Origin of the sequence: Aeromonas rivipollensis (assembly GCF_037811135.1) — a bacterium.
In the GTDB taxonomy this organism is placed as follows: Bacteria; Pseudomonadota; Gammaproteobacteria; order Enterobacterales; family Aeromonadaceae; genus Aeromonas; species Aeromonas rivipollensis.
The window spans coordinates 1,705,053-1,729,513 of record NZ_CP149130.1 but is presented as its reverse complement, the minus strand read 5'-3'; the positions used below and the strand labels follow the sequence as shown (position 1 = coordinate 1,729,513).

The 24,461-nt window shown below is 58.1% G+C and carries 34 protein-coding genes; 22 read left to right on the top strand and 12 right to left on the bottom strand.

The genetic code is table 11. The features are described from left to right. Positions 1 to 75: 75 nt before the first annotated feature. Positions 76 to 696 carry a hypothetical protein gene (locus tag WIR04_RS08030; RefSeq protein ID WP_025327418.1) on the bottom strand — a complete coding sequence of 207 codons (621 nt, stop codon included), beginning with the start codon at positions 694 to 696 and terminating at the stop codon, positions 76 to 78. Between the two features lie 100 nt (positions 697 to 796). Continuing rightward, on the bottom strand, positions 797 to 2,173 hold the full coding sequence (gene cysS / locus WIR04_RS08025) for a cysteine--tRNA ligase (RefSeq protein ID WP_338891777.1): 1,377 nt from the start codon (positions 2,171 to 2,173) through the stop codon (positions 797 to 799). A 203-nt stretch (positions 2,174 to 2,376) separates the two neighbouring features. Here cysS and WIR04_RS08020 point away from each other — a divergent pair, with 203 nt between their 5' ends. From WIR04_RS08020 to WIR04_RS08005, 4 genes are all read left to right on the top strand, one after another. Next, positions 2,377 to 2,874 carry a peptidylprolyl isomerase gene (locus tag WIR04_RS08020; RefSeq protein ID WP_205643394.1) on the top strand — a complete coding sequence of 166 codons (498 nt, stop codon included), beginning with the start codon at positions 2,377 to 2,379 and terminating at the stop codon, positions 2,872 to 2,874. After that, positions 2,864 to 3,577 carry a DUF4269 domain-containing protein gene (locus tag WIR04_RS08015; RefSeq protein WP_338891773.1) on the top strand — a complete coding sequence of 238 codons (714 nt, stop codon included), beginning with the start codon at positions 2,864 to 2,866 and terminating at the stop codon, positions 3,575 to 3,577. The genes WIR04_RS08020 and WIR04_RS08015 overlap by 11 nt, the downstream gene beginning before the upstream one ends. Then, complete coding sequence (gene lpxH, locus WIR04_RS08010) at positions 3,574 to 4,302, top strand: UDP-2,3-diacylglucosamine diphosphatase (RefSeq protein WP_338891771.1); 729 nt, start codon at positions 3,574 to 3,576, stop codon at positions 4,300 to 4,302. Before WIR04_RS08015 ends, lpxH begins: the two co-directional genes overlap by 4 nt. A 123-nt stretch (positions 4,303 to 4,425) precedes the next feature. Beyond that, on the top strand, positions 4,426 to 4,674 hold the full coding sequence (locus WIR04_RS08005; RefSeq protein WP_025327423.1) for a GlsB/YeaQ/YmgE family stress response membrane protein: 249 nt from the start codon (positions 4,426 to 4,428) through the stop codon (positions 4,672 to 4,674). A 209-nt stretch (positions 4,675 to 4,883) separates the two neighbouring features. Here WIR04_RS08005 and WIR04_RS08000 read toward each other — a convergent pair whose 3' ends face one another. Then, positions 4,884 to 5,507: a glutathione S-transferase gene (locus tag WIR04_RS08000; RefSeq protein ID WP_338891769.1), complete on the bottom strand. Its 624-nt coding sequence runs from the start codon at positions 5,505 to 5,507 to the stop codon at positions 4,884 to 4,886. A 238-nt stretch (positions 5,508 to 5,745) separates the two neighbouring features. Between WIR04_RS08000 and WIR04_RS07995 the strand changes: the two genes are divergently transcribed. Continuing rightward, on the top strand, positions 5,746 to 5,895 hold the full coding sequence (locus tag WIR04_RS07995) for a hypothetical protein (protein WP_158318658.1): 150 nt from the start codon (positions 5,746 to 5,748) through the stop codon (positions 5,893 to 5,895). Positions 5,896 to 6,116: 221 nt separating this feature from the next. Here the strand turns inward: WIR04_RS07995 and WIR04_RS07990 are convergent, their stop codons facing one another. Beyond that, the gene (locus WIR04_RS07990; protein ID WP_338891766.1) at positions 6,117 to 6,890 is read right to left on the bottom strand and encodes a glucose 1-dehydrogenase; all 774 of its coding nucleotides are present in this window, start codon (positions 6,888 to 6,890) and stop codon (positions 6,117 to 6,119) included. A 119-nt stretch (positions 6,891 to 7,009) separates the two neighbouring features. Here WIR04_RS07990 and WIR04_RS07985 point away from each other — a divergent pair, with 119 nt between their 5' ends. After that, positions 7,010 to 7,906, top strand: a complete 897-nt coding sequence (locus WIR04_RS07985) for a LysR family transcriptional regulator (RefSeq protein WP_338891764.1) — start codon at positions 7,010 to 7,012, stop codon at positions 7,904 to 7,906. Positions 7,907 to 8,254: 348 nt separating this feature from the next. Here WIR04_RS07985 and WIR04_RS07980 read toward each other — a convergent pair whose 3' ends face one another. From WIR04_RS07980 to WIR04_RS07965, 4 genes are all read right to left on the bottom strand, one after another. Continuing rightward, a complete protein-coding gene (locus WIR04_RS07980) occupies positions 8,255 to 9,310 on the bottom strand; it encodes a phage integrase (RefSeq protein ID WP_338891762.1) in 1,056 nt (351 codons plus the stop codon). Further along, on the bottom strand, positions 9,307 to 9,705 hold the full coding sequence (locus WIR04_RS07975; RefSeq protein WP_338891760.1) for a hypothetical protein: 399 nt from the start codon (positions 9,703 to 9,705) through the stop codon (positions 9,307 to 9,309). The genes WIR04_RS07980 and WIR04_RS07975 overlap by 4 nt, the downstream gene beginning before the upstream one ends. Positions 9,706 to 9,782: 77 nt before the next feature. Further along, positions 9,783 to 10,658, bottom strand: coding sequence for a putative phage abortive infection protein (locus WIR04_RS07970; RefSeq protein ID WP_338891758.1), 876 nt, complete (start codon positions 10,656 to 10,658; stop codon positions 9,783 to 9,785). A gap of 68 nt (positions 10,659 to 10,726) precedes the next feature. Next, entirely contained in the window at positions 10,727 to 11,143 is a 417-nt protein-coding gene (locus tag WIR04_RS07965) for a hypothetical protein (RefSeq protein WP_338891756.1), read from the bottom strand. On the opposite strand from WIR04_RS07965, the gene WIR04_RS07960 reads away from it, so the two are divergent. Then, on the top strand, positions 11,142 to 11,357 hold the full coding sequence (locus WIR04_RS07960; RefSeq protein WP_041214941.1) for a hypothetical protein: 216 nt from the start codon (positions 11,142 to 11,144) through the stop codon (positions 11,355 to 11,357). The genes WIR04_RS07965 and WIR04_RS07960 overlap by 2 nt on opposite strands. A gap of 11 nt (positions 11,358 to 11,368) precedes the next feature. Beyond that, complete coding sequence (locus WIR04_RS07955; RefSeq protein ID WP_338891755.1) at positions 11,369 to 11,620, top strand: hypothetical protein; 252 nt, start codon at positions 11,369 to 11,371, stop codon at positions 11,618 to 11,620. Here the strand turns inward: WIR04_RS07955 and WIR04_RS07950 are convergent. After that, a complete protein-coding gene (locus tag WIR04_RS07950; RefSeq protein WP_338891753.1) occupies positions 11,617 to 11,943 on the bottom strand; it encodes a DUF1889 family protein in 327 nt (108 codons plus the stop codon). The genes WIR04_RS07955 and WIR04_RS07950 overlap by 4 nt on opposite strands. Before the next feature lie 44 nt (positions 11,944 to 11,987). Beyond that, entirely contained in the window at positions 11,988 to 12,665 is a 678-nt protein-coding gene (locus WIR04_RS07945; RefSeq protein WP_041214938.1) for a LexA family protein, read from the bottom strand. A 129-nt stretch (positions 12,666 to 12,794) separates the two neighbouring features. Between WIR04_RS07945 and WIR04_RS07940 the strand changes: the two genes are divergently transcribed. The 12 genes from WIR04_RS07940 (at position 12,795) to WIR04_RS07885 (ending at position 19,114) form a co-directional block, all read left to right on the top strand. After that, the gene (locus WIR04_RS07940) at positions 12,795 to 12,986 is read left to right on the top strand and encodes a Cro/CI family transcriptional regulator (RefSeq protein WP_139753436.1); all 192 of its coding nucleotides are present in this window, start codon (positions 12,795 to 12,797) and stop codon (positions 12,984 to 12,986) included. Between the two features lie 10 nt (positions 12,987 to 12,996). Beyond that, on the top strand, positions 12,997 to 13,359 hold the full coding sequence (locus tag WIR04_RS07935) for a hypothetical protein (protein WP_041214936.1): 363 nt from the start codon (positions 12,997 to 12,999) through the stop codon (positions 13,357 to 13,359). A gap of 33 nt (positions 13,360 to 13,392) precedes the next feature. Next, positions 13,393 to 13,908 carry a phage regulatory CII family protein gene (locus tag WIR04_RS07930; RefSeq protein ID WP_289979950.1) on the top strand — a complete coding sequence of 172 codons (516 nt, stop codon included), beginning with the start codon at positions 13,393 to 13,395 and terminating at the stop codon, positions 13,906 to 13,908. A 10-nt stretch (positions 13,909 to 13,918) separates the two neighbouring features. After that, positions 13,919 to 14,143: an ogr/Delta-like zinc finger family protein gene (locus tag WIR04_RS07925; protein WP_183149781.1), complete on the top strand. Its 225-nt coding sequence runs from the start codon at positions 13,919 to 13,921 to the stop codon at positions 14,141 to 14,143. Further along, positions 14,140 to 14,361 (top strand): hypothetical protein, encoded by a 222-nt coding sequence (locus tag WIR04_RS07920; RefSeq protein WP_338891748.1) that lies wholly within the window; start codon positions 14,140 to 14,142, stop codon positions 14,359 to 14,361. Before WIR04_RS07925 ends, WIR04_RS07920 begins: the two co-directional genes overlap by 4 nt. Before the next feature lie 15 nt (positions 14,362 to 14,376). Then, complete coding sequence (locus WIR04_RS07915; RefSeq protein WP_338891746.1) at positions 14,377 to 14,820, top strand: hypothetical protein; 444 nt, start codon at positions 14,377 to 14,379, stop codon at positions 14,818 to 14,820. A gap of 243 nt (positions 14,821 to 15,063) precedes the next feature. Further along, the gene (locus WIR04_RS07910; RefSeq protein WP_338891744.1) at positions 15,064 to 15,381 is read left to right on the top strand and encodes a hypothetical protein; all 318 of its coding nucleotides are present in this window, start codon (positions 15,064 to 15,066) and stop codon (positions 15,379 to 15,381) included. After that, positions 15,378 to 15,584: a hypothetical protein gene (locus WIR04_RS07905; RefSeq protein ID WP_139736260.1), complete on the top strand. Its 207-nt coding sequence runs from the start codon at positions 15,378 to 15,380 to the stop codon at positions 15,582 to 15,584. The genes WIR04_RS07910 and WIR04_RS07905 overlap by 4 nt, the downstream gene beginning before the upstream one ends. Before the next feature lie 68 nt (positions 15,585 to 15,652). Continuing rightward, positions 15,653 to 16,024 carry a hypothetical protein gene (locus WIR04_RS07900; protein ID WP_338891740.1) on the top strand — a complete coding sequence of 124 codons (372 nt, stop codon included), beginning with the start codon at positions 15,653 to 15,655 and terminating at the stop codon, positions 16,022 to 16,024. Continuing rightward, entirely contained in the window at positions 16,021 to 18,414 is a 2,394-nt protein-coding gene (locus tag WIR04_RS07895) for a replication endonuclease (RefSeq protein ID WP_338891738.1), read from the top strand. Before WIR04_RS07900 ends, WIR04_RS07895 begins: the two co-directional genes overlap by 4 nt. Continuing rightward, positions 18,404 to 18,742: a hypothetical protein gene (locus WIR04_RS07890; protein WP_338891736.1), complete on the top strand. Its 339-nt coding sequence runs from the start codon at positions 18,404 to 18,406 to the stop codon at positions 18,740 to 18,742. Before WIR04_RS07895 ends, WIR04_RS07890 begins: the two co-directional genes overlap by 11 nt. 132 nt (positions 18,743 to 18,874) lie before the next feature. Further along, positions 18,875 to 19,114 carry a hypothetical protein gene (locus tag WIR04_RS07885; RefSeq protein ID WP_338891734.1) on the top strand — a complete coding sequence of 80 codons (240 nt, stop codon included), beginning with the start codon at positions 18,875 to 18,877 and terminating at the stop codon, positions 19,112 to 19,114. Between the two features lie 105 nt (positions 19,115 to 19,219). Here WIR04_RS07885 and umuC read toward each other — a convergent pair whose 3' ends face one another. Both umuC and umuD read right to left on the bottom strand, forming a co-directional pair. After that, positions 19,220 to 20,527 (bottom strand): translesion error-prone DNA polymerase V subunit UmuC, encoded by a 1,308-nt coding sequence (umuC, locus tag WIR04_RS07880; RefSeq protein WP_338891732.1) that lies wholly within the window; start codon positions 20,525 to 20,527, stop codon positions 19,220 to 19,222. Further along, positions 20,524 to 20,946: a translesion error-prone DNA polymerase V autoproteolytic subunit gene (gene umuD / locus WIR04_RS07875; RefSeq protein WP_338891730.1), complete on the bottom strand. Its 423-nt coding sequence runs from the start codon at positions 20,944 to 20,946 to the stop codon at positions 20,524 to 20,526. The genes umuC and umuD overlap by 4 nt, the downstream gene beginning before the upstream one ends. A 711-nt stretch (positions 20,947 to 21,657) precedes the next feature. On the opposite strand from umuD, the gene WIR04_RS07870 reads away from it, so the two are divergent. Both WIR04_RS07870 and WIR04_RS07865 read left to right on the top strand, forming a co-directional pair. Beyond that, positions 21,658 to 22,167 (top strand): P22AR C-terminal domain-containing protein, encoded by a 510-nt coding sequence (locus WIR04_RS07870; protein WP_338891729.1) that lies wholly within the window; start codon positions 21,658 to 21,660, stop codon positions 22,165 to 22,167. 181 nt (positions 22,168 to 22,348) lie between these two features. Further along, a complete protein-coding gene (locus WIR04_RS07865) occupies positions 22,349 to 24,253 on the top strand; it encodes an SEL1-like repeat protein (protein ID WP_338891727.1) in 1,905 nt (634 codons plus the stop codon). Positions 24,254 to 24,461: the final 208 nt, after the last annotated feature.

Here is a 24,461-nt window from a genome sequence, read left to right as displayed (position 1 = left end):
GCCTATAAAAACCGCAGCCTTGAGCTGCGGTTTTTATTTCTATTCCCCAAACACGCTTTGACCCAAGCCAAAGCCCTATTTCCCCAACCCCTTGCACTGCGCTGCCCCTGCGGCGGGATAGGCGGTGAGCGTATCAACGAGGGCGGCGCGCAGGCTGCCGGATTGGCAGAAATCACAGCTGCCGCCAGCGTCGATGTCGGTGATGCGGGCGCCTTGCGGCCCCTCCTTCACCAGATAGGTGCTGACAAAACGGTAGGTGCCGCTGGTGGCGTCGAGCGGGGTGCCCGGCTCGCCAAAGGTGAAGCGCACCTTGACCTTGCTCTCCCCCTGATGGCCCGGGATCGGGCTGGACGAGAGGATCTGCGAGCCCAGCAGGTGATCCCAGGCATTAGGCAGGAAGGGGTTGCCCTCGACGAAGGGGGGCTTCTCGTCCGGGGCCTCGCGAGTGGCTATCTCCCGCGCTTTGGAGGCGGCATTGAGCAGGCAGAGCAGCTCGGGGGAGACGATGTTGGGCAACGCACCGCCCAGGTCTGCCTGATAGAGGCCGCTCGGTTTGACGCTGCGCTCCCAGACCAGAAACTCGGCCACCTTGGCACGGGCACTGGCCGTCGGTTCCAGCACTCCGCTGATGGCGGTGCCGGCATGGGCCGGAACAGACAAGGCAAACGCCAGCAAGGGCCAGCCAGGTATCTTCATGGTGCCATCTTCCTTATGTTCGATTGCATGGACGGAGCGCCCTGAAAAAAAAGCGCAGCCCAAGGGCTGCGCTCTGCGTCAGGTCGTCAACCGGCGGGCCTCAGGCACGACGCCAGCTGGTTTTGCCGGCGCTGTCTTCCAGCACTATGCCCATCTCGGTGAGACGGGCTCTAGCGGCGTCGGCGGCGGCCCAGTTCTTGTCGGCGCGGGCCTGATTGCGCTGGGCGATCAGTTGCTCGATCTCGGCCACTTCGTCGTCCGCTTCGTTGCCCTTCAAGAAGGCGTCCGGATCCTGTTGCAGAATGCCGAGCACGGCGCCGAGTTCGCGCAGGCGGGCACCCAGGCCAGCGGCGACAGCGATGTCTTCGGCCTTCTGGCGGTTGATCTCGCGCACCAGATCGAACAGGGCGGAGTAGGCTTCCGGGGTGTTGAAGTCGTCGTCCATGGCATCGACGAAGCGGGCCACCTGCTCGTCACCACCGGCGGCGGCAGCCGCAGGCAGGTCGCGCAGGGCGGTGTACATCCGCTCCAGGGCGGCGCGGGCCTGCTTCAGGTTGTCTTCCGAGTAGTTGAGCTGGCTGCGGTAGTGGCCGGACATCAGGAAGTAGCGCACGGTTTCGGCGTCAAAATGGGCCAGGACGTCGCGGATGGTGAAGAAGTTGCCAAGGGACTTGGACATCTTCTCCTTGTCCACCATCACCATGCCGCTGTGCATCCAGGTGTTGACGTAGTCGCCACCGTGGGCGCAGCAGGACTGGGCTATTTCGTTCTCGTGGTGGGGGAACTGCAGATCCGAGCCGCCACCGTGGATGTCGAAGTGGTTGCCAAGGTGCTTGGAGTTCATGGCGGAGCACTCTATGTGCCAGCCGGGGCGACCCGGGCCCCAGGGGCTGTCCCAGGTCGGCTCGCCGGGCTTGGACATCTTCCACAGCACGAAGTCGAGCGGGTTGCGCTTGGCTTCGACCACGTCGACCCGGGCACCAGCCTGCAGCTGCTCCAGATCCTGGCCAGAGAGCTTGCCGTAGTCGGCGAACGACTCGACGATGAACATCACATCGCCGTTGTCCGCCACGTAGGCGTGCTCTTTCTCCAGCAGAGTTTCGACCAGAGCGATGATTTCACCAATGTGCTGGGTGGCGCGGGGCTCGATGTCCGGGCGCAGCATGCCGAGGGCGTCGAAGTCCTGGTGCATGTCCCCGATCAGACGTTCGGTGAGGTCGTCACAGGTCACCCGGGTCTCGGCAGCGCGCTTGATGATCTTGTCATCCACGTCGGTGATGTTGCGCACATAGGTGAGATCGTAACCGGCGTAACGCAGGTAACGGGCCACCACATCGAAGGAGACGAAGGTGCGACCGTGGCCGATATGACAGTGATCGTAGATGGTGACGCCACACACATACATGCCCACCTTGCCCGGGTGGATAGGTTTGAATTCTTCTTTTTGACGAGTGAGTGTGTTGTATATCTTCAGCATCTTATGACCACTGCCTGTGAGTAAAATGGCCTGACATTCTAACCGCATCCGGTGGAGAAAACGAGGCAGAAAAAGCGCCGGATCCCCCATGCCATCTATGCCGCAGCCCCTTGATGGGCTAGAATTGCCACCACTTTAGGCCATAGCCCATGCAACAGCCGCGAGCCGGCTTCGTGCTCGCGCAACATTTGAAAGGACATATCATGGTTACTCTGCACACCAACCACGGCGACATCACCCTGACCCTGAACGCGGAAAAAGCCCCCGAGACCGTGGCCAACTTCCTGCAATACTGCCGTGACGGTCACTACGACAACACCATCTTCCACCGCGTCATCGACGGCTTCATGATCCAGGGCGGCGGCTATGCCCCTGGCTTCGAAGAGAAAGAGACCCGCGCCCCCATCAAGAACGAGGCGGCCAACGGCCTGTCCAACAAGATTGGCACCATCGCCATGGCCCGCACCAGCGAGCCGCACTCCGCCAGCGCCCAGTTCTTCATCAACGTGAACAACAACGACTTCCTGGACTTCAAGTCCCCCACCACCCAGGGCTTCGGCTACTGCGTGTTCGGTGAAGTCACCGCCGGCATGGACGTGGTCAACAAGATCAAGGGCGTCAAGACCGGCAACTACGGCCGCATGCATCAAGACGTGCCGACCGAAGACGTCGTCATCACCAAGGTGACCCTTGCTGAGTGATTGTCGCCTTCTGGGCACTGATCTAACTGCGGCCCCGGCCGCAGTTTTTCCATCTGCGCAGGCCACCCCCGCCAACTGGCGCCGCCTCGACTATCTGGCCCAGGGCAATCCCCGCCAGCGCTCCGCCCATGCCCTGCTGACGACGGGATGCTGGGACGCGCTTGAACGCCTGTGCCAGGACCTGGCGCTGGTGAGCACCGTCGCCATCGGGCTCGATCGGCCCGGGAGCGATCTCGACATCCTCTGCCAGCACCCTGATCCCGCGCGCCTCGCCGCCCTCTTGCGTGAGCAGGGCTGGACGGCCAGCGACAAGGGGCACCAGGTGTGGCTGCTGGAGCAGACCCTGACAGGCCCGGATCAGGCGCGCTGGCCGGTGGAGCTCTATGTCACCCAAGCCCCGCTTGAGACGCTCAACGGCTGGCGTCACCTCAGCCTGATGGCCGCCCTGCTGGGGCACTTTGGCCACGACTTCTATCAGGCCGTGCTGCGCCTTCGCCTCGAGGCAGGGCTCAAGGGAGAGGCGGCCATCTGCCGTCTGCTTGGCCTTGGCGGCGATCCTTACGCCGCGCTGCTGACCCTGGAGGGGCGCGACCTTGCCGCGCTCCACTGGCAGGCCCCATCCCAGTGCGACTCGTCCACCCCGGCAGGCTCCCCTGCCCCCCTTTGCCCGGAACCCATCAAGAGCACTCATCCCACATCATGAGCACCCTTTTTATCAGTGACATTCACCTGTGCGCCCAGCGGCCCGACATGACAGCCGCACTGGTGCGTTTTCTCGAGCGCGACGCCCCCAAGGCCGATGCCCTCTATGTGCTGGGAGATCTGTTCGAATTCTGGATTGGCGACGACGATCCCAACCCGCTCCACCACCAGGTGGCCGAGGCCTTCCTGGCCCTGAGCCGGCAGGACGTGCCCATCTACTTCATCCACGGCAACCGCGACTTCCTGCTGGGCAAGGCCTTCGCCAAACGGGCGGGCATGACGCTGCTTGGCGACCCCTGCGTCATCGATCTCTACGGGGAGCGGGTGCTGCTGAGCCACGGGGACCTGCTCTGCACCCTGGATGAGGGCTATCAGAAGTTTCGCCGCATCACCCAGCAGAAGTGGCTGCGCTGGCTCTTCCTGCGCCTGCCGCTGGCCCGCCGCCAGGCCATCGCCTGCAAGATGCGGGGCCAGAGCCAGATGGAGAATGCCGGCAAGCCACAGATCATCATGGATGTGACCCCGGCGGCGGTCGATGCGCTGCTGCGCCAGCATGGCTGCCAGCTGCTTATCCATGGACACACCCACAGGCCCGCCGTCCATGACTTCATGCTGGACGGCAAGCCGGCGCGGCGCATAGTGCTGGGAGACTGGTTCGAGCAAGGATCCGTGCTGAGCTGCTCCCCGCAAGGCCAGCGGCTCGAGAGTCGCCCCCTCCCCGAGTGAGGGTCCCCCTCGGGGATAAGGGATTCCCATATGACAACGTCTGTCCCACCCCCGCCCCGAACAGGATGCAACGCCGAACCCTGCATATACTCTGTGTCTGTGCACACAAATGAGGACTAGATGATGGGATTTCTTACCTGGGTTGTATTGGGATTGATCGTCGGCATCCTGGCCAAGTGGATAATGCCGGGCAAGGATGGGGGTGGTTTCTTCATGACGGTGATCCTGGGGGTCATAGGCGCCATGGTGGGTGGTTACATCGGCACCCTGCTGGGCATGGGGACAGTCACCGGCTTCAACCTGCCGAGCATCCTTATCGCCACAGTGGGTGCCTTGATAGTGCTGTTTTTCTACAACAAGATCCGCAGCTGAGCCGCTGAGCCCGCCCCTGTCAGCACTCGCTGTGTATGCCCCCGTGCCAGGATCCGAAACCTTGGGTTTCGGATTTTTTATGGGCGAACAACTCCTTTCGCCCCGGCGTAGCTGGCAGGGAAAGTCGCCCAGCCAGGCGCCGGGGCTCGTGAGGCGCTGACCTGTCGAGGTGGGCAGGTGCGGCACTGGTGCAGATCTGGTGCTTGCGCCTATGGGATCCCGTTATTGCCATACAGACAGAAGCCGTGGCGCTCGCTCAATCGTTCGTAGTAATCGCTCACCGCCGCGAGTGGCGGGCGCTCGAAGGGGGTATGGAACCAGCGATTCACCGACAGGCCGACGGGAATGTCCGCCAGCGAGAAGCGGCTCCCGGCCACATAGCCGCCGGTAGCCTCGAGCTGCCTGTCCAGGATCTGCATGTACCTGGACCACTCGGCACAACTCGCCTCCATCGCCTGGCTGTCCTGATGGGCGGGGGAGTGCCTGACCAGCGACATGAAGCCGTAGCTCCAGGCGCGGTTCAAGTCCGACGACTGCCAATCCATCCATTGATCGACCCTGGCCCTTGCCCGCGCCTCGGCGGGATAGAGCGCGCCGTCACCATAGCGCGTCGCCAGATATCGGATGATGCTGTTCGATTCCCACAGGGTGAAGTCCCCATCTCTCATGACCGGGACCATCCCATTGGGATTCAACGCCAGGAACTCGGCGCTCCGGGTGGACTGAAAACCGCTCCCCCACTCCTCCCGCTCGAAAGGGAGATCCAGCTCGGCGCAGGCCCACAACACCTTGCGCACATTGATTGACGACGCCTTGCCCAGTATCAGTACCATATCTTCGTCCTTGTATGAGCAGGCACCAGCTTCCATCAAGGGGAGAGCGCCGGTCAAGGGGAGAGCCATGACTGCAGTTGGCCCATGGGACTGGCTCATGGGCCGCCTGGGGCATGGCCTGAGCGGTGTGAGCCACAGATGAAAAAGAGGCGGTGGGCTAAACTCATGCTTGCTTGTCCGGCTTGACCGGCTCCTTCAGAGCGGCCGCGGGACAGGCCAAGCAGTAAAGGACAACATCATGAAAATATGGAAAATCTGCCTGATAGCAGCGCAGCTCTTGCTGGTTGCCTGCGCCTCCTCCGACGGCTCGGGTCCTCCCCCGACCGGGGACGACGGCAGCAACGCCGGCGGCAAGAGCGGGGGTGGCAGCAGCTACCTGACCTATTAGCCAGGCCATCGCCCCTGCAAACCGAGGCTCACCCAAGCCCCATCGTCGAATACGACAAGACCAGAAAGCGCCGGTAACCTGCCGGCGCTTTTCGTCTCGCCAATCGGTGACGCCCTGATCACCGACAACCCGCACGGCAGTCAATCGATGGGCAACGTCATTTCATCGGGATCAGAGGTGACTCCGAGGAGTATCTTCTGGTGCCAGGGGTAACCCCTCGATCAGCGCCATCCGGCAATGGTGAAACCGCCGTCCACCAGCAGGCTCTGCCCGGTGACGAAGCGGGCTTCATCGCTGCACAACCAGGCCACCACATCCCCGACGTCGTCCGGTTGCCCGACCCGTCCGAGCGGTGTCAGATGCACGAAGGGTTTGAGCGTCTCGTCGTTGGCCCCCATCCGCTGTGCCATCGGCGTGTCTATGATGCCGGGATTGACGTTGTTGATGCGAACTTGGTGCGAGCCTGCCTCCAGTGCCATGGCACGGACCATGGCGTCCAACCCCCCTTTGCTGGCAGAGTATGCTGCCGAGCCCATGCTTGCCCCCTGGGCCAGCCAGGAGGAGGTATTGACGATAGCCCCCCCCTGGCCGGCCCTGCTCATCGCGGCCAGCTCGTACTTGATGGAGAGCCACACCCCTTTCAGATTGGTGGCGATCAGCCGATCAAAGTCGGCCTCGCTCATCTCACCGATCGGGGCAAACCCTTCCACGCCGGCGTTATTGAACGCCGCATCAAGACGCCCGAAATGGGCCAGCGTGGTCGTCACCAGCGCCTGAACCTGGGCGCTGTCCGACACATCCGTGGGCACGGCAAGCGCATCGCCCCCCTGCTGGCGGATCAATGCGACCGTGCCCAGCAATTCGGCCTCCCGCCGCCCGGCGACCACCACCCTGGCACCGTCACGGGCAAACGCCAGCGCCGCGGCCCGGCCGATGCCGGTTCCACCTCCGGTGACCAGTGCGACACGATCTTGCAGGCGTAATGAGTGAGACATGTGTTACCTCCTAAATGACAGAATTCAATGGAGGTCAGACTATAGGTCGATTTATTGTTATGAATAAGTCAGGTTATATCCCATGATTTGTTGGCCCAGATTCATCAATGAGAGACATTATGCGCACCAGTGAATGGGGAGAACTGACAGCATTTGTTGCCGTCGCCGAAGAGAAGAGCTTTCGCAAAGCGGCGGCACGGTTGAATTTGACCACCTCCACGCTGAGCCATGCCTTGCGCGCCCTGGAAGAGCGCCTCGGTGTGAGACTGCTCAACCGCACCACCCGCACAGTGTCGCCGACACAGGCAGGCCAGGCCCTGCTGGCAGAGGTAGCACCGGCCTTTCGCACCATTGCCGGCGCCCTCGAGAGCGTGAATGCGTTCAGGGACAGCCCACAGGGAAGGGTCAGGATCAACATGCCAAGGATCGCGGCCGAGATGATATTTTTGCCGAAGTTGTCCGCATTTTTCCGCCAATATCCAGACATCCAGCTGGAGCTGGCGACCAATGACGGCTTCGTGGACATCATAGGTGAAGGCTTTGATGCGGGCGTACGCATTCGCAGCGACGTGCAACAGGACATGAGTGCCGTTCGCCTGACGCCCGATCTCCATTCGGCTGTCTATGGTTCCCCCTCATACTTCGATCGGCACCCCATCCCCCTGACACCAGCCGACTTGCAGCACCATGCGTGCATCGGCCGCCGGGAAATCAGCGCCAGCACCCTGTATCGCTGGGAGTTCGAGAAAGAGGGAAGGCAGAGCGCGGTGCAGGTCAAGGGCCCGCTGACGGTCGACAGCATCACCATGATGACCCGTATCGCCCTGGACGGCATAGGACTCATCTACACCGCACATACCCCGGAATATGACGAGCTGGTTGCCAGCGGCCGCTTGATCCGGGTGCTGGCAGACTGGTCCGTCAGCTATCCTGGCTTCTTCCTCTATTATCCCGGCCACAGGCAATTGCCTGCCTCGCTGAGGGCCGTGATAGACAGTTTCCGCTTGCAGCTCTGACACCGTGCGCCAACCAACAGATCCCAGGCACTCTGCACCACTGGACATGACAGCAGCACAATGGGGAATGGGGAATGGGGAATGGGGAATGGGGAATAAGCATGTGGACACTGGGAGAAAAACAAAAAGGCCACTATCGCTAGTGGCCTTTATAAATCTTTGATTTCTTTCTTCAATAACTGGTGCCCGAGGCCGGAATCGAACCGGCACGACGCGAACGTCGAGGGATTTTAAATGCCATGAGCTTCCCTTTGAAATCAATTACTTATTTTAAAACAATGACTTATGCGCACGGTGTAGTGTGGCAAAATGCGGTGTTCTGCGGGCTGTGTGGATCAAAAGTGGACACTACCGCAGCTTGTTCACCGTCAGCGGATTGAGCCGCAGAACATCCTCAAGATGGTCGGGGGCGAAGTGGGCGTAGCGCATCGTCATGGTGATGGTCGAGTGACCGAGTATCTTCTGCAGCACCAGAATATTGCCACCATTCATCATAAAGTGGCTGGCGAAAGTATGCCGTAGCACGTGGGTACTCTGCCCCTCCGGCAGCTCGATATCGGCCCGGCTTATTGCTGTTTCAAAGTGGTGATAGCACTCGCTGAACAACTTGCCCCTGCGTTTCGGAATGAGCGCTTTCAGCTCCTGGTTGATAGGTACAGTCCGGCGTTTTCCCCCCTTGGTGTGGGTGAAGGTCAGCCGGTTCTGCGCCACCTGTGACTGGGTCATGTTCTGGATCTCCCCCCAGCGCGCCCCAGTGGCCAGGCAAAGGCGCACCACTGCCCCAAGGTCGGGGTTGCTGGATGCATCACAGGCAGCAAGCAGCGACTTGATTTCATCCGGGTAGAGAAATGCCAGTTCCGACTCCGTCACCCGGTAGAGCCGCATTCCGGCCAACGGATTATCCCCCTGCCACTCTCCCAATCGCTTCAGCTCGTTGAACACTGCCCGCAGATAGGCATGGTCCCGGTTCACCGTCGAGACACTGACCCCTTTGCTGACATGAGTGGCGGCGCGGCGATCGCTGACGACCCCGGTGAGGCGTGCTTCCCGGTACTTGGCAAAGTCATTGGCGGTAAACTCGCAGGCCAACGGATTATCCAGGCTCTCGCAGATCAGCAACAGCTTGGAGCGGCGCTGTTCCCCATCTCGCAGGCTCTGGCCATGCAGACCAAACCAACGTTCGACCAGATCCGACAGCCGGCGCGTATCGGCCGCCTCGCCATCTGGCGTCCCCTCCCCCAACCAAGGCTTGGCAGTATGCGCTTCAAGCTGCCAGGTCTCCCACGCGGTGGCCTCCGCCTTGGTGGCGAACCGCTTGCGCCGACGCGGGCCATCTCGGCCACCCGGGCGCACATCGGCTAGCCAGGGGAGCGGCTTGTCGTCATCGAGTTTGCGGACGGTCATAGTCCCAATTGTTCTTTCAGCAGACTTTTCCCCATTTCAAACTCAAAGGCATTGGAGTCAACAGCCAGTAAGATACCTGGTCTGATATAAGTGGTATAGGCGAAGGAAAAAGGCCCCTGCCACGGGTAATCCACCTCATCCATCCCCCTTCTGCGTCGCTCGCTATTGGCAATATCGTGGATATCCCCAACCTCCAACCCATCAAGCGCCATATCTGAACGCACTGGCAGCATATCCAAATCAGAGAAGTACACTTTCATCTGCTCCTCAGACATATAAAATGTCTGCCAAATGAATGAGCTTTTTACTGAGTACGACGTTTCTCCGTCAATTTCAAAATCCCAAAATGATAGAAATGTACTCATTACAACATACAAAATAATTAATACAGGCATTCCATTTCCCCTACCTACATATTTAGCTGTTATCAGGCACTCAATCACATACGAACCTACAACCAAACCATAGTTGGTTAATATGGTTCAAAAAACCTTAGAAGTTCTTCCCTTGGTTGCCCGTATGCACTAATTGCATAGCTCGTCAAAATTTCCTTGGTATATACAAACCCACCCAAAGTATTACTCAACGAATCTATTGATATATACTCCAAAAGACAATACCTCTCGACGAACCCCTTAAGACTTTCACCTCCATGCTTACTCAAAGCATGTACAGCCAGCAAAATCAACTCATATGTGGATAGTTGAGCTCGAAGTATATCTATATACTTTCCCTTCTGCTCCTCGAGCAATATAGAACTATCAACCAGATTAACAATTTGATACAAAACCCTAAAGTAGTGTCCTAAATATGTTTCATTCCGAATATAAAAAACTTCGTATCCAGGTATGCAAAAAATTATATCCATTGTGCTGTGTCGATAACCATAATATTCATCGCACAATCTCTGAAAACCACGTCTACCGTTAATCTCCCCACCATTACCAGCCCGAATAGACATTGATTCCACAATGTCATTGTGCAGCTTCAACATATTAAAAAATGTATTCTCAAAAACTTGTAAGTTTAATGCCTTGGTTTGCGCTTCAAATTGTACGCCTTGATTTTTCATTTCATTTCTTGTTGCCTCTAACTCTTCTCTTGTTGCCTTTAACTCCTCTTGTTGAAAGTAGATTGACGCAATAATTCCGGTGAAGGCCAGCGCTGAAAAAAGAGTATTTAACGCGCCATAAGAATCACCAAACACTCCCATTTCGGAAAGCTCTGCGTTATAGAAAAAATCCTTATAAAAATAACTCCAGAATGGATATGAAAACCACATCCCAAGCACAAGCACTAAAATAAAAACAATGAAATACCAACCTTTTTTATTGTCACTTTCCGACATATGATAGCCCGCTCCAATCCATAAGTTATAGTTTTAAATTTATTATGAGACTAACTGTAGTTGCTAGTTTATAGCAGTAGTTTCACCCCAAACGAAAGAGCTTCGGACGCCAGTGACTTCACCAGATCAACACCATGATGGCTGGCTGCCTCTTGAAGACGCTCACCCAAGCTACCTTGCAGGCTATCAGGAACAGCTTTTAGTGTTTCCAGGCCTTTGGTCGACAGCACGGCATCACTGATGCCTTGATTGAAAATAGCCTTACCATCGATGTAGCCAGCATTAAGCAACCAGGCATAGGTGGCATAAGCGAGCTCAGCCTCTGACGTCAGCTCTACTCCTGTGAATCCGTCTTCCACATACACATTTTCTTCACCTATAAGTGTGCCGACACTAAGGTTGGCTGGCATCGGGAAGCGATTGTAGAGGTATGCGAACGTCTTACCGACCATCAAATCAAACTGTTCAATGTTGGTGCTTGCCATGAAAACTCCCTTTCAAGAGAACAAAGAAAAGGCCGAGACCATTCACAACCTGGCCCGGACGATTCGGATGCAGATCGAGGGTGAAATGGATCGGATTAACGCCCGAGCCTATTGGGAAACCACGCTTCCCACCCTGAATCTGGCATACCTAGCTGAAGCCTTGAGCTGGTCACTGCCCAATGCGCTGCGTGATGCTGACCAGCGAAAGAAGTAATGGGGTAACCTATGCACACTCTCAAAACCGTACGTAATCAGCAGGCCGAGAAATGCAGAGTCGGTTTGAACCACAAACTGTTCAGTGCCGCCTCGGACTATTTCTGTTCGCTCGACCATCCCGAATGGAACGCGCTCTACAATGCGACCCCCGATGAGTACCATCACGACCTTATGCTCATCCTCAAAAGATGGTGCGACCATGAGGAAAACAAGATGCTCGCTCGCTTTGATCGACGGGTGGTGAGCGGTGGCCCCCTTTAGAGGCCGAACTTTGCCAAAATCTCAGCAGCTCTTGTCTCACCCCAGCCGAGAGGTTGCTTGATAACAACTCTGCCACCGTTGCCGATTTGTACTGCCAATTTGGCTAATATCTTGGCGTATCGAGATTCCCATCCCAGAGCTTCCGCATGTTGTTGCATGATATCAGGCATGAGTGTGATACCGCGTTGATGGAGAGCCTTGAGCAACTCTTTCGCCTTCGACTCATCAGCCGCGCTGACAATACGTGACGAAGCGTTATTTGATCTGGTCAACTCATTGACCGCCTCCCGATTCAACACCGCATCACTAACCTTGCTATCCATCTCTCCTCCGAGAAATAAAGATATAAAAAGGGCGCATCAGCGCCCTATCGTTTTCTGAAAATGCGGTGTTCTACCATCACGCCGATGATTTCGATGTGCTGCCGGTCGGAGTGCATGGTGGGGAAATCGTCGTTGAGGGGCACCAGTTCGAAGACCTCTTGCCCGCTCTCGTCGATGCCGCGGGGGCGGTACTTCTTGAAGGTGGCCTCTTCGCTGCCGTTCTTGGCGACCACATAGTCGCCCGGCCGGGGTTGTTCATCGGGGTCGATGATGACCAGGTCCCCTTCGTTGAACATCGGGGTCATGGAATGACCCCGGATCCAGAGGCCAAAGCCACAGGGCCCGATATCGACGCTGGCCGTCACATATTCGACATTGCCATCAAAGGTGGTGGCCTGCTCACAAATCTCGCGCCAGTTCCCTGCCTGCACATAACTGAGGATCGGGATACGGTTCCCCTGGGGAATCACCGCTGGCTCGACGTTGTGATAACCAGCTAGGTTTGTCCCGGAACCCCCTACTGCATCTCCCCCGAAGAGCAACCATTCTGGCTTTACGCCGAGAATTTCAGCAAGCCTGACCAGGTTGTTACCTTTGGGTGAGGTGTCACCCCGCTCCCATTGGCTTATAGAGACACGGTTTATCCCCAGCTTTTTTGCCAAGGATTCTTGGGTCAAGCCGTGGACTAGTCGTTGTGATTTTATGCGCGAATGTATGTTCATGTAAGTTATCTTACAGAACGACTCCGGAGTTTTTACTTCCTTTTTTGGTAAGTTTTTGTTGCTTTTGCCAGTAGGCGAGCTTACATTCTCTTCCATTAGGTAAGTCAACTCATCTGGGAACGTAAGAAAATGAAAAAGAATGAAGCCATAAAACACTACGGTGGCGTTGTTCAGTTAGCTGCCGCCCTCGGTATCAAGCCTCAGTCTGTTTCTCAGTGGGGTGACACCATCCCCCAAGGCCGCGCTTACCAGATTGAGCTACTGACAGGCGGCCAGTTAAAAGCCAACCCCGCGGCACCTTCTGCCCGCCCGGCGCAGTAAGGAGATCGCCATGACGATGGAAAGTCATCCCGTCGAGCCCATCACCGAGGTACTGCGTGAGCTGGCGGCCATCAAGCAAGGGCTGGCCTTGCAAGCCCTGCCGGCCATTCCGCTCGATGCCTTTTTGGACATGCTGCTCGACGTCTACAAGTTCAAGCTCCCCAAGCGCACCGCCCAGGACATGATTGCCGATGGCCGTATTCCCATCATTCCCAAGCTGCGCGCCGGTGATCAGCCCTGGGTCAATTTGGTGCGCTGGCGCGAGATGGCCAGCGAGCCGGAGCAGTATTTCAAGCTGGTCAATGAGAACTCCGGGCGGCGGCTGGCAAGCCGTGCGCTGACCAAGAAGCCCACGTCCCGTTCTGTGGCTTGATCCCACAGTAGCGACTGCGAACAGGAGCCGATAGTGTCTAACTGCCAACAAAACCTACACCGCCATTTCGCCAGCGCCTGCGACCGCTTCAAGCAGGTGCACAACCTTGCCGACCTGGCCGCGCAGATCGGCATGAGCGCCGATGTGCTGCGCAACAAGTTCAACCCGGCGCAGGCGCGGCACAAGTTGACTGCGACAGACCTTATCGACCTGTACCGCGTCACCGGTGACGACACCCTGTTCGACGGGCTGCTGTTTGATTGCCAATTGACGGCCGTGCGCCTGCCGGCGGCGGCGACCGCTGCACCAGAAGCACGTGCCCAGCAGGCGCTCAATGCGGGGGCCCAGATCCTGGGTGTCACCGCTCAGGCGACCACCCTGCTTGCCGGTGACCGCGTCACCAAATCCAACCGAAACACCGTCGTCTCCGGCATCTGGGCTGGCATCGAGCACCTGGTGCTGCTGGCTACCGAGGTCGAAGACCGCTTTCACGCCGTCCCTGGTCTTGCGTGTGCTGCCGACATGGCCCGCGCAGCCCTCGGCGCATAGGAGACCAGACATGAGATTGATTTGCCCCCACTGCGGATCTCGCGCCAGCACCCGCACTTCCACCCGGATGAGCCCACTGTGCGGCATTGCCACTTACCAGTGCAGCAACGTGGAGTGCGGCCACACCTTCAAGGCGGGGTTCGAGATCATCGCGACCATCAGCCCCAGTGCAATGCCCAACCCGGCCATTGTGCTGCCCATGGTCCCGCGCAGGGCGAAGGCGGTGGCCCAATGAGCAGACTTCGCGCCGAGCAGACGGGCCTGATCCCGCTGCCATTTTTGCTGTTCACCCGCGCCACTGTCGTCACCAACGGCGACGAGCCGGTGATGCGCAACACCACCCGTTTCGACGGCAGTTATCTGGAAGACCAGCGCGGCCGCCGTGGCGCGCTGCGCTTTCGACCATGCCGCCAATCTCGTCCGCACTGGCTGACCAGGCTGCTGCAGGCATAACCGGAGGGCCACCCCATGAACACCGCAAAGGTAATCGAGTTCACTCAACAACCCAGCGCCGCAGAGGTGGCGCTGGCCGAGATGCGCGCCCAGTTCGGCCGCAATGGGGCGGCCAGCCGCTGGTCACGCCTGCCGACCCCGGCCCGCGCCGTGCTCTGCTACGCCGCCGGGTTATCAACCACCTATGGCACCCGCGAACTGGACCAGTTCGATTTTGACCAGCAAGAGGCGATCCGCCTCGCCCTGGGGGAGTTGCTCGCCTCCCTGCACGAGTTTGATGGCGGCGTGCTGCACCGCCGTGAATGGCACCGCCCCACTGGCCGCAGCAAGGGACCAACCCGCAGCGAGCGGGAACAGGCAGAGCTTGAGAACAAGCGCCGGGCCGAGCTCAACGAGCAGGCCAGCGTATTGGAAAACCGCAGAGCGGTTTTGCAGAAGGTGGCCGGAAACGGCCAATAAAAAACCCCGCTATCGGTGTTGGCGCACCAGCGGGGTTTCCATCAGCAACTGAGGTAACTGATATGCGCAATGTAGCGATTTCGAACGCACTACGCAATGTGAAGGAGTGCCATTGGCATCTGGCCAGACTGGCACGGCGCCGCAATATGACTCGCTCCGACGATATCGCGGCACAGCACCACGCCGCCAATGCACATGCCTGGCGCTCGCTCTGGCTGAATCTGAACACCAAAGGGGGCCGACATGCATGATGACCTGTTCGAACTGGAGCCGCCAATCGACGAGCTGGGTGGCGCCGAATCTGGCCCCGCCCATATGCAGCCACTGGCGCCGGTCAGCCCACTGACCAAGCACTGGGAAGCAGCGCAGGAGGAGTTCAACACCTCGGGCAGTGATGCCCGTAGAAACCGCAACATCACCCAGGAGCTGCTGGCCCTGGGCGCCATCCGCGCCGTGTATTGGCTGGCTCTGGGTGGCGGTGAAGTCGCGCTGGCCACAGAGATCGCCGAGTGGTGGGCCGAGTGCGAGCCACTCCACGGATTGGGGGAGACCATCAAATGATCCACGACTTCTGGCTAGATGCCATGTTGAGCGACGCCGCGCGCCGCCGGGAATACCAACTCGAGTTACTGGATGCCCGTCGCCGTCCCTGCCGTCCCCATCGATATATCAAAACCCTGCTGGTCATGGTGCGCGCGGCCCGCCGCTGCGAGCACCAATCTGCCGCCCGTCTGCGCCAGTCATACAACGGAGGCGCCATCTAATGACTCACCAAAAACCAGCCGGGCTTGCCCCGGCTTTGGGCGTCGTGCGCCCTGCAAACAGCAATATCGTGACGCTTGAGCCCTGCACCAAGTGCCGCCAGATGGCGGTTTGCCTGCCGGTAGCGGGCCGACACGGTCGCCGTTCTTACCCCTACTGCGTCGAAACTTGCTGGCCGCTGGCCCGCGCCGCCAGTGAAACCGTGGTGAAGACCGTCCCGGCCAACGCCCGCCCCTCGATGCGCTGCAGTTGTTGCGGCGAGTTCGGCCATGTGCACCCGGTCATCCTGGTCGGCAACCGGCTCACCAGCCTGTTTTTCTGCGAGGCCACCTGCTGGTCTGATCGGCTCGCCACCCTGGACATGGTACCGACCTGCTCCACCTGCGGCCGCTATCTGCAACCCAACGAGTATGTGACCGAAAAGTGCGGGGTGTGCAAATGATGGACGCCATCACCAACCTGCACGGGATCCAGCTGCCCCAGCACTATCTGGTCGGGCACCACGCCATCAACATGGTCGGGGCGGCCGAGCAACTGGCCCGCATCGAGTGGCATGTCGCCAAGCCGCTGGCCACAACCTTCCTACGCCGCTACCCGGCCAACCCCAAGACCGCCAATATCTGGCTGCGCCGCATGGTGGATGCCTGCGCCGCCGCCCAGAGCCGGTTTCCGGTGCCGGTGATCGACCTGCGCAACGACATACGCCGTGAGCTGGTCGCCGCCGAGTGGGCACGCCGCTGCCAGCAGATGCTGGCACGAGCTGGAACCAACTGCACTGCCGCCGAGCTGTTGGCGGATATCGGGGCCCAGGCCAAGGCGTGGCACTTCTGCCCTCCCCTGCCCATTCACCCGCGCACCAAGGTGGAGCGCCTGCTGCGTCGCTCTCTGAGCCAGGAAGAGCGTGACGATCTGGCTGACGAGGTGGACAAGTTCGAGGGTGCCGCCGCCAGCTTGCTGGTGCGCCTGCTCGACGAGTCATGGTGGCAGCGCAAGATCAACCGGGCCTGGGCCATCTACTGCGAGCTGATCGCCATCCTCACCGGCCAGGTGCGCAAGGGGGTCAGCCCCTACGCCAGTGCCCACGCCGTGCGCGAGTTCACCCAGCGTAAAGCAGCCCAGCAAGCCTGGATGGCGGGCATGAGCGCGGTCAACGAAGAGCTGGGGCAAGAGATTGACCTGGTCGATGCGGTGATGGGCTCGGTCGCCAACCCCGAGATCCGCCGTCATGAGCTGATGGTGCGTATGCGGGGCTTTGAAGACATGGCGCAGGAGCAGGGCAAGCTGGGCCTGTTCCTAACCCTGACCGCCCCATCCAGCTATCACGCCTGGCGCCAGGGCAGCAAAGACAAGGCGAAGACCTACCAGAACGAGAAGTTCAACGGCGCCTGCCCGACCGACACCAACCGCCTGTTGTGCAAACAGTGGGCGCGGGTTCGCGCCGCACTGGCCAGAGAGGGGATCCGCCCTTTCGGATTTCGGGTGGTGGAGCCACACCATGACGGTACCCCGCACTGGCACTGCCTCTTATTTATCAATCCTGAGCATGAGCAAATTCTGCTGACCCAACTGGCATACCACTTTACGGCCGTTGATCGAGCAGAGTTGAAATTGCCCAACGGAGACAAGCTGGATGAACTGGCAAGAACTGCCAAGCGCAACAAGGGGGAAGATGTTTTTGATCTGCTCGACATCACTGACAAGGACACCATAAAAGCGCTTAACCCCAGGGTGAATTGGAAGGTGATCGACCCGACCCAGGGCAGCGCCACCGGCTACATCGCCAAGTACATAGCCAAGAACATCGACGGCCACAAGGTAGGGATGGACTACGAGGCCGAGGCACCGGTCGACCACACCACCATCGCCGTGGCGGCCTGGGCGAGCTGCTGGCGTATCCGCCAGTTTCAGCAGATTGGCGGCCCCGCCGTGAGTGTGTGGCGCGAGCTGCGCCGCCTGGGGGACGAGGTGATCGAGTGGGATTGCATCCTCGAAGCCGCCCGCACCGCCGCCGACAACAACCGCTGGGGCGACTTTATCGACGCCATGGGCGGCATTGACCTGCCCCGCAAAGAGCATCTGATCCGCCTCTCCAAGCGCCTTGATGAAGCTGCCAACAAATACGGCGAGGACGTCCTCAAGCTGATGGGGGTGATCACCGACATCGGCATGACCACCGCCGTCACCCGCACCGAGGGCTGGCAGATAGTGCGCAAGGGCGTCACCGGGTCGGGTTTGGGCGAGCAGCGCGAGCCTGCAGTGGGCGAGCGCAGCGAGTTGCAGTCAGGCGGCGGCAGCCGCCCCCCTCGGAGTTCTGTCAATAACTGTACGAAAGGATCCAAATCGGGGGTTGAAGGATCCGCTCTGGCTAAAGAGCTGGCCCGAATGGGGCTTGATGAGAGCAACGCCGCCCTGCTGCTGCACGGCAGCATCATCCACGCCGACGGCCAATATGTGCGACTGGTCGGCGATCGGCTGATTGTGAGCCGCAACTCGCCGGGTTCAGCCAGTGTGTTGGGCACTGGTCGCAAGGGAATGCTCACCCCGGTGGAGGCCGAGATAGAGAAAAAGCTGGCTGATGCAGAAGCGCTGCGCCAAGAACAGCTCAGAATGCGAGTGCGTAGTGCGGTACTGACCCGAGGGAGTCTGGCATTCGGGAACGATTTGTCGGATGCTGACTTCGAGATCGCCTTTGATGAACTACGTAAATCAATCGACTGGGTAATGGATGCCGCCATCCACCCCCCTTCATCCGAAGAGGTTCGGGATTTCTTGCCCAGTATGAAGCCACACATCAAGGCGCTGGCTATGGAGGAAAGAGCAGATGAGCAATAAGCAAACGTCCTACACACCCCAGCTACATGGCAGCGAAGCCATCGAGAAGCGCTGCAGGCTCATCCTGGAACGGTATTGGCCTCAACATGAGATTGATACCTGGCTTAACATGCTCACGCCTGGTGAGCGTGCCTATGCGGCAGTCCTGCTCCAAAGACAGCATCACCAAACCTCACCGGGTGCCCATCACTCCCCTGTGGTTCCCTATGATGAGCTCAGTGCGTTGACTCGCTGGATTGATGAACCCCCGATGAGCCAAGGTAATCTGAGCGATGCGGAGTTCAAACGCGCCATCTGGCAAAAAGTGGATGAAGACAAATGGTGGTGAGTTAGCAAAAATCGTGATTCAGATCACAAGGTGAGGTTTATTATATGGAGGAAAGCCTCACTAGGAGCCTATCGTTGCAGCCCTTTTTAAACTTCTTTTTCATTAAGATAAACACTTAGTATGAGGACTAATATGACGACTATACATAGATTCACACATAATGGCGTTGATCACGAAGTTCGATATTACAATGATGGTTCCGAGCACTTTGTAGCCGCATTCGCTAATGGGGAAATGGTCGGCATTCCCTACAAGGCGGATAATGAAACAGTTGCGGACTACAACAAAGCACCTGTTTCTCAAGATGGTTTCCTCAAAGACATGGCACGTTCGATCGAGAATGACGTCAGTAACGGGAATTTCAAAATCTAAATTCAGCAATCAAATTTGAATTGCGCAGCACAGTTATTCTGGAGCCTTTAGGGCCCATATTCCAGTCCATCAGTGTTTGCTCTCTTACTGCTCCGCAAGACTGATCTAGCCTTTTTGGCCGCTCCAGCCACCGGCAGCTCCAGCCACCGGCAGCTCGCTGAGCTCAGTGGTATAGCGGGGGCTTAACTGCTCCCGCTTCATCATCCACTCCCGGGTGTCGCGGCCACGGGCCGCGAAGTAGACCTTCCCCAACCGCCCTTGGTTGATCTTGTCGATGACCTGCATCAGCGCCTCGCTGCGCGGGGATTGCTGCTGTGCGGCGAACAGGTCGCCCTGCTGCATGTTGGCGGGGGTGAAGTCGGCCAGCATGACGCCCCCTTTCTGGTATCGCTGCTCATCGCGCCAGATGCGGGGGAGGAGTTCCGGGATCAAGGCCAACAGGGCCCGTGTGTCATTAGTGGGCATGGCCAGCTTGGTGCTCACCTGGTTGCCGTAATAGGGCTCCCGATCGCTGAACGGGCTGGTGCGAATGAACAGGGTCACATGCCGGCAGCACATCCCCTCCCCCCGCAGCTTCTCGGCGGCCCGTTCCATGTAGCCGGCCAGCGCCTGGTGCATGGGGCCGATCTGGGTGATGCGCTCCCCAAACGAGCGCGAGCAGATGATCTGCTGCTTAGCCTGGGCCTCCTGTTCCAGCTCGGCGCAGGGGATCCCCCACAGCTCCTGCACCGTGCGCTCGACCACCACGCCATAGCGGCGCCGCAGGGCCTTGGGGTCAGCGGCGACCAGGTCGGCCACGGTCTTGATGCCCTGGGTCTCCAGCTTGGCCGACAGCCGCCGGCCAATGCCCCATATCTCGTCCACCGGGGTGATCGCCATGAGCCGAGCGCGCCGCCCTTCATCCCGCAGATCCACCACGCCACCGGTGGCGGGCCACTTCTTGGCGGCGTAGTTCGCCAATTTCGCGAGCGTCTTGGTGGGGCCGATGCCGACCCCCACGGTCAGCCCGGTCCACTGCTGCACCCGCTCGCGGACTTGGCGGCCATAGGCCACCAGATCGCCCGCCCAGGACTCGCTCAGTTCGATGAAGGCCTCGTCGATGCTGTAGACCTCCACCGCTGGGGCCATCCCCTCCAGAATGGTCATCACCCGGTTCGACATGTCGCCATAGAGCGCGTAGTTGCTGGAAAACCAGACCCCGCCCATGGCCTCGAAGAACTGGCGGATCTGGAAGTAAGGCCCCCCCATCTTGATGCCGAGCGCCTTCGCCTCGGCCGAACGGGCCACCACGCAGCCATCGTTGTTGGAAAGCACCACGATAGGTCGCCCCTTCAAGTCGGGGCGAAACAGTCGCTCGCAACTGGCGTAGAAGTTGTTCACGTCGACCAGGGCAACGGCGCAACGTTTGTTCATGGGCTATCCACCTGATGCACGACAAAGGCCACTACACCGAAGATTTCCAGCTCCTGCCCATCGTTGAAATGGATGGGGCGATAGGACCGGTTGCCAGGGAGCAAGGCGACGGTGGGCTCAAGCTGCAGTTTCTTCACCGTGAACTCGCCATCCACCGCGGCGACCACCACGCTGCCGTGGCGCGCCTTGCGGCTGCGGTCGACGACCAGCAGGTCGCCATCGCGGATCCCGTGGTCGACCATGCTGTCACCGGCCGCCCGCACAAAGTAGGTGGCCGCCGGGTGCGCCACGCACAACTGATTGAGGTCGATGGTCTGCTCGGTGTAGTCCTGCGCCGGCGACGGAAAGCCGCAGGCCACCGGGGAGAGAAACAGGGGCAGCTCCAGCAAGGGAGCATCTGGGGTGGGTTGAGCAAACATGTGGGCATCTCGGCTTGCTGTATAAAAACACAGTATAACAAGCAGCTCAGAGAGGATCACCGTTCGGCGTTTGGCTCCGTCGCCACATTCTTGTGCACCTGAATCAGCGCTTCATCTATCTAACATCTGTTGTTGAAATTGAGCAAAAATTATGGCACCATACGAAACTTAATTGACATTGAGTCGATGAGCTAGAGTGCATTGGCATGAAGGTGATAGCAGCATTTGCCTGACGTACGAGAACTCGTATCTAAGCGCAGAAGCATGTTTGTCCGGGAGCGATAAGCTTCCTAAAACTTTGACAATTGCCCGTAAGGGAGAAACAAAAGCAACTATTCAGAAAACACCAAATGAAGGGGAAAAGCCTATGATTCATAGACGAAAAACCAAGAATTTGCGTTGGGTCAAGAATGCTGCTGTCGCTGTTTTCATGGGGTTAGGTGCCTACCTTCAACCCAATGCACTTTAACCATAATTTCTCGCGCTAATACCTACATTTATTCCTCTGTTAAACAGACGTCCCCTTTCCTTCGTAGAACCGTTACCCTGCCGCCGGTGTTGTGCTGCTGGGCGGGGTGATTGTGGCTTACCCCGCCTTATTGGGCTGATTGGGTGTTGCTGGTCGTGCTGTGTTGCGCGATATTGCACGGGCAACCCTAGCTGACCGCTACCCAGATCGCCCCAGCCCTTGGCTATGCCAACGACGATGCCGTGAGCCGCATCTACCGCCGTAATGCGGACGAATTTACCCCCTGCATGACCGGGACGATCAATTTGACCGTCCCGGGAAATCCTATGCCGATCCCGGTTCGGATCTTCTCACTGCGCGGCGCCCATCTGATCGCCATGTTCTCCCGCACGGCGCTCGCCAAAGAGTTTCGCCTCTGGGTGCTCGATGCGCTGGACTGGGAGACCGCCGCTCACCCGCAGCCCCTCACCACCCTGACCGATGACGAGCTGCATTCACTGGCGTGGCTCTGGCGCGCCGCCGACCGGATGATGATCGCCGCCAAGGCCATCTACCCCCTGCTCGATATCGCCGAACACCGCGAAGCAGGCACCTACTACTCCATCATTCACGAATACCCAATGACCCTGGCCGCCGCCCAGCACATCCTGGCCGACAAGACCCGCCATATTCAGAGCTCCCCCCACGGCGACCGCGACTGGAACAGGTTGATCCCCCACCTGCACCGACTGCCGATGGCAAAAAGTTGGTAATTGTGAGCATCATCAGTGAAATTCTTGGGGGCCCTGGCCCCCTTTAATCGACAATTTATTAGGCATAGGGCAAGATATTAGCACTTAGAATAAGTACGTCATTTTCAATGGGTTGCGGATAAAGTTCCGCATATGAAAATCGGTGTGAGTTGATATAACAACAAAGCATGGGTAATGGAATATGGGTAAGTCTGAGCTACCAAAAGTTATCACCGCATTGAGAAAAGCCGCCGAGGGTGGAGATGCTGTGGCACAATTTCACCTGGGCGAACGATACGATTTTGGACAAGGCATTGAACAGAATGATAGCCAAGCACTTTTGTGGTATCAGAGGGCTGCTGAACAAGGCCATTCAGATGCACAGTTCAATCTGGGAGTTATGTACGAGGATGGCCAAGGGGTCACAAAAAGCGCTCACACTGCTGCCAAATGGTATTACAAAGCAGCCAAACAAGGACACGCATCTGCCCAGTTCAATATGGGGGCGATGTGCCGGAAGGGAGAAGGCGTCAAGCAAAGCGATATCAAGGCTTTCAAGTGGTATCTCAAAGCCGCCGAACAAGGGGACGCTGATGCACAATATAATTTGGGAATAATGTACTGGAAGGGAATAGGCGTAGAGCAAAGCGATATCAAGGCTTTCAAGTGGTACCTCAAAGCCGCCGAACAAGGGGATGTTAAAGCCCAGTTCATTATAGGACTTATGTACGAACAAGGCTGTGGGGTAGGACAAAGCGACAGCAAGGCTTTCGAGTATTATCGCAAAGCCGCAGAAAAAGGGGATTCTGATGCCCAATGTAATCTTGGATGGATGTACGATGAAGGCCGAGGGGTAGAACAGAGCTATAGCAAGGCGATCGAGATGTACCTCAAGGGCACCGAAGAAGGGAACGCACGGGCCCAGTGTAACATGGGGGTTATATACACTGAGGGTCGAGGGGTAGAGCAAAACTATCGCACGGCGATTGAGTGGTTTCGCAAGGCTAGCAAGGGAGGAGATGGACAGGGCACCATCAATCTTGGTCAGATGTATATGAATGGAGATGGTGTTATTCAGAGCTATGCAAAGGCACAAGCCCTTTTTCGCAAAGCTACCCGAAATACCCCACCCCAGATCCGTTTTCAAGCCATTGAACTTCAAGACCAAGCTAAGCGCCATGCACGTTCACCCCAGATAACCAACATACGGGAACGCATCCTAGCCGAGCTGAAAGTCAAAGCAGGGCTTACCATGACCCACTACACCTCGCTGCAGGTGGGCAATGCGCTGTTACTGGAGCAAAGCCCTCTACGACTGGGACATATCAATGCGCTCAATGACCCCAATGAAGGTAAGCTGCTCTGGCACTATCTTGGCCATACACCGGTTGAGAGCAAACCAGCCTTTGTCGGATGCTTTCTACCAGAGGAAGACAGCCTGAATATGTGGCGGTTTTACAGCAAAGACCATCAAAAGGAAGATGCCTGCGGCTGTGCCATTACCTTTAATACCGATAACTTCTTTGAGTTCGACCTGTTGTCAAAAAAACCAGGTGATGCCCCCCAAGATGCCAAGAATCAAGCGTTTCTAAATTCGGGAAAATCACCTCAAGAGAGCGCGGCGTTCTATCGAGTCGTGTATATCAAAGGTGAGATGGAGATTCATGGCGAAGATGAAGATGAGCCTCTCAAGCAGTTGTTCGATGAGCTAAAGACCGAGGTCAACAACTTTATGGGTACCACCCCAGATAAAGAAAAACTTCAGGACCTGTCGTGGCTGTTGGGACCATTACCCTATCTGCTCAAAGATGCGGATTATGAAGCAGAGAAAGAACACCGCGTTATCGTCACCCATCTGGAATACGGCGCCAAAGAAATTCAGATTCAAGCACCTGACTTGATAAAAAGCATCCCTCCCCGACTCTATCTGGAACTGCACCGCACCAACCACCTTGCCCCGGTCAAACATGTGACACTGGGCCCCAAGTCACCTCACCAAGAGATGATGGCCCCCTACTGGCATCATCAGTTGGCTAGCAAATACCCTGAACAACTCCAAGGCAAGCCAGATTTTTATATCAAAGCTTCCAGGTGCGCTTATCAGTGAGTTGAAAGAGCAAGGTGGAACAGTGCCATCCCACGCGCGGAGAGTGAAAGGATCTGACGGAAAGTGAAGGATCGCAATAAGGATCCGCTATCCCGCGCGCGGCCAGCGCTGGCGCGGGGAAGAATCACCCACCCCCAGTCGTTCACCCGCATGGAAATCGACACATAAAGCGGGCAGGCGAGGCGGGGTCCCGATTGCGCGCCAGCGG

What these genes read in the sequence shown, in the direction of transcription:
- WIR04_RS07955 (WP_338891755.1), top strand. Translation starts at nt 11,369, where the DNA reads ATGCACACTCTCAAAACCGTACGTAATCAGCAGGCCGAGAAATGCAGA.
- WIR04_RS08020 (WP_205643394.1), top strand. Translation starts at nt 2,377, where the DNA reads ATGGTTACTCTGCACACCAACCACGGCGACATCACCCTGACCCTGAAC.
- WIR04_RS07890 (WP_338891736.1), top strand. Translation starts at nt 18,404, where the DNA reads ATGAGCAATAAGCAAACGTCCTACACACCCCAGCTACATGGCAGCGAA.
- umuC (WP_338891732.1), bottom strand. Translation starts at nt 20,527, where the DNA reads ATGAACAAACGTTGCGCCGTTGCCCTGGTCGACGTGAACAACTTCTAC.
- WIR04_RS07935 (WP_041214936.1), top strand. Translation starts at nt 12,997, where the DNA reads ATGACGATGGAAAGTCATCCCGTCGAGCCCATCACCGAGGTACTGCGT.
- WIR04_RS07915 (WP_338891746.1), top strand. Translation starts at nt 14,377, where the DNA reads ATGAACACCGCAAAGGTAATCGAGTTCACTCAACAACCCAGCGCCGCA.
- WIR04_RS07980 (WP_338891762.1), bottom strand. Translation starts at nt 9,310, where the DNA reads ATGACCGTCCGCAAACTCGATGACGACAAGCCGCTCCCCTGGCTAGCC.
- WIR04_RS08000 (WP_338891769.1), bottom strand. Translation starts at nt 5,507, where the DNA reads ATGGTACTGATACTGGGCAAGGCGTCGTCAATCAATGTGCGCAAGGTG.
- WIR04_RS07975 (WP_338891760.1), bottom strand. Translation starts at nt 9,705, where the DNA reads ATGCCTGTATTAATTATTTTGTATGTTGTAATGAGTACATTTCTATCA.
- WIR04_RS07985 (WP_338891764.1), top strand. Translation starts at nt 7,010, where the DNA reads ATGCGCACCAGTGAATGGGGAGAACTGACAGCATTTGTTGCCGTCGCC.
- WIR04_RS07945 (WP_041214938.1), bottom strand. Translation starts at nt 12,665, where the DNA reads ATGAACATACATTCGCGCATAAAATCACAACGACTAGTCCACGGCTTG.
- WIR04_RS07895 (WP_338891738.1), top strand. Translation starts at nt 16,021, where the DNA reads ATGATGGACGCCATCACCAACCTGCACGGGATCCAGCTGCCCCAGCAC.
- WIR04_RS07885 (WP_338891734.1), top strand. Translation starts at nt 18,875, where the DNA reads ATGACGACTATACATAGATTCACACATAATGGCGTTGATCACGAAGTT.
- WIR04_RS08005 (WP_025327423.1), top strand. Translation starts at nt 4,426, where the DNA reads ATGGGATTTCTTACCTGGGTTGTATTGGGATTGATCGTCGGCATCCTG.
- WIR04_RS07990 (WP_338891766.1), bottom strand. Translation starts at nt 6,890, where the DNA reads ATGTCTCACTCATTACGCCTGCAAGATCGTGTCGCACTGGTCACCGGA.
- WIR04_RS07995 (WP_158318658.1), top strand. Translation starts at nt 5,746, where the DNA reads ATGAAAATATGGAAAATCTGCCTGATAGCAGCGCAGCTCTTGCTGGTT.
- WIR04_RS07965 (WP_338891756.1), bottom strand. Translation starts at nt 11,143, where the DNA reads ATGGCAAGCACCAACATTGAACAGTTTGATTTGATGGTCGGTAAGACG.
- WIR04_RS07905 (WP_139736260.1), top strand. Translation starts at nt 15,378, where the DNA reads ATGATCCACGACTTCTGGCTAGATGCCATGTTGAGCGACGCCGCGCGC.
- WIR04_RS07970 (WP_338891758.1), bottom strand. Translation starts at nt 10,658, where the DNA reads ATGTCGGAAAGTGACAATAAAAAAGGTTGGTATTTCATTGTTTTTATT.
- WIR04_RS07920 (WP_338891748.1), top strand. Translation starts at nt 14,140, where the DNA reads ATGAGCAGACTTCGCGCCGAGCAGACGGGCCTGATCCCGCTGCCATTT.
- lpxH (WP_338891771.1), top strand. Translation starts at nt 3,574, where the DNA reads ATGAGCACCCTTTTTATCAGTGACATTCACCTGTGCGCCCAGCGGCCC.
- WIR04_RS07940 (WP_139753436.1), top strand. Translation starts at nt 12,795, where the DNA reads ATGAAAAAGAATGAAGCCATAAAACACTACGGTGGCGTTGTTCAGTTA.
- WIR04_RS07950 (WP_338891753.1), bottom strand. Translation starts at nt 11,943, where the DNA reads ATGGATAGCAAGGTTAGTGATGCGGTGTTGAATCGGGAGGCGGTCAAT.
- WIR04_RS07960 (WP_041214941.1), top strand. Translation starts at nt 11,142, where the DNA reads ATGAAAACTCCCTTTCAAGAGAACAAAGAAAAGGCCGAGACCATTCAC.
- WIR04_RS08030 (WP_025327418.1), bottom strand. Translation starts at nt 696, where the DNA reads ATGAAGATACCTGGCTGGCCCTTGCTGGCGTTTGCCTTGTCTGTTCCG.
- cysS (WP_338891777.1), bottom strand. Translation starts at nt 2,173, where the DNA reads ATGCTGAAGATATACAACACACTCACTCGTCAAAAAGAAGAATTCAAA.
- umuD (WP_338891730.1), bottom strand. Translation starts at nt 20,946, where the DNA reads ATGTTTGCTCAACCCACCCCAGATGCTCCCTTGCTGGAGCTGCCCCTG.
- WIR04_RS07910 (WP_338891744.1), top strand. Translation starts at nt 15,064, where the DNA reads ATGCATGATGACCTGTTCGAACTGGAGCCGCCAATCGACGAGCTGGGT.
- WIR04_RS07865 (WP_338891727.1), top strand. Translation starts at nt 22,349, where the DNA reads ATGGGTAAGTCTGAGCTACCAAAAGTTATCACCGCATTGAGAAAAGCC.
- WIR04_RS07925 (WP_183149781.1), top strand. Translation starts at nt 13,919, where the DNA reads ATGAGATTGATTTGCCCCCACTGCGGATCTCGCGCCAGCACCCGCACT.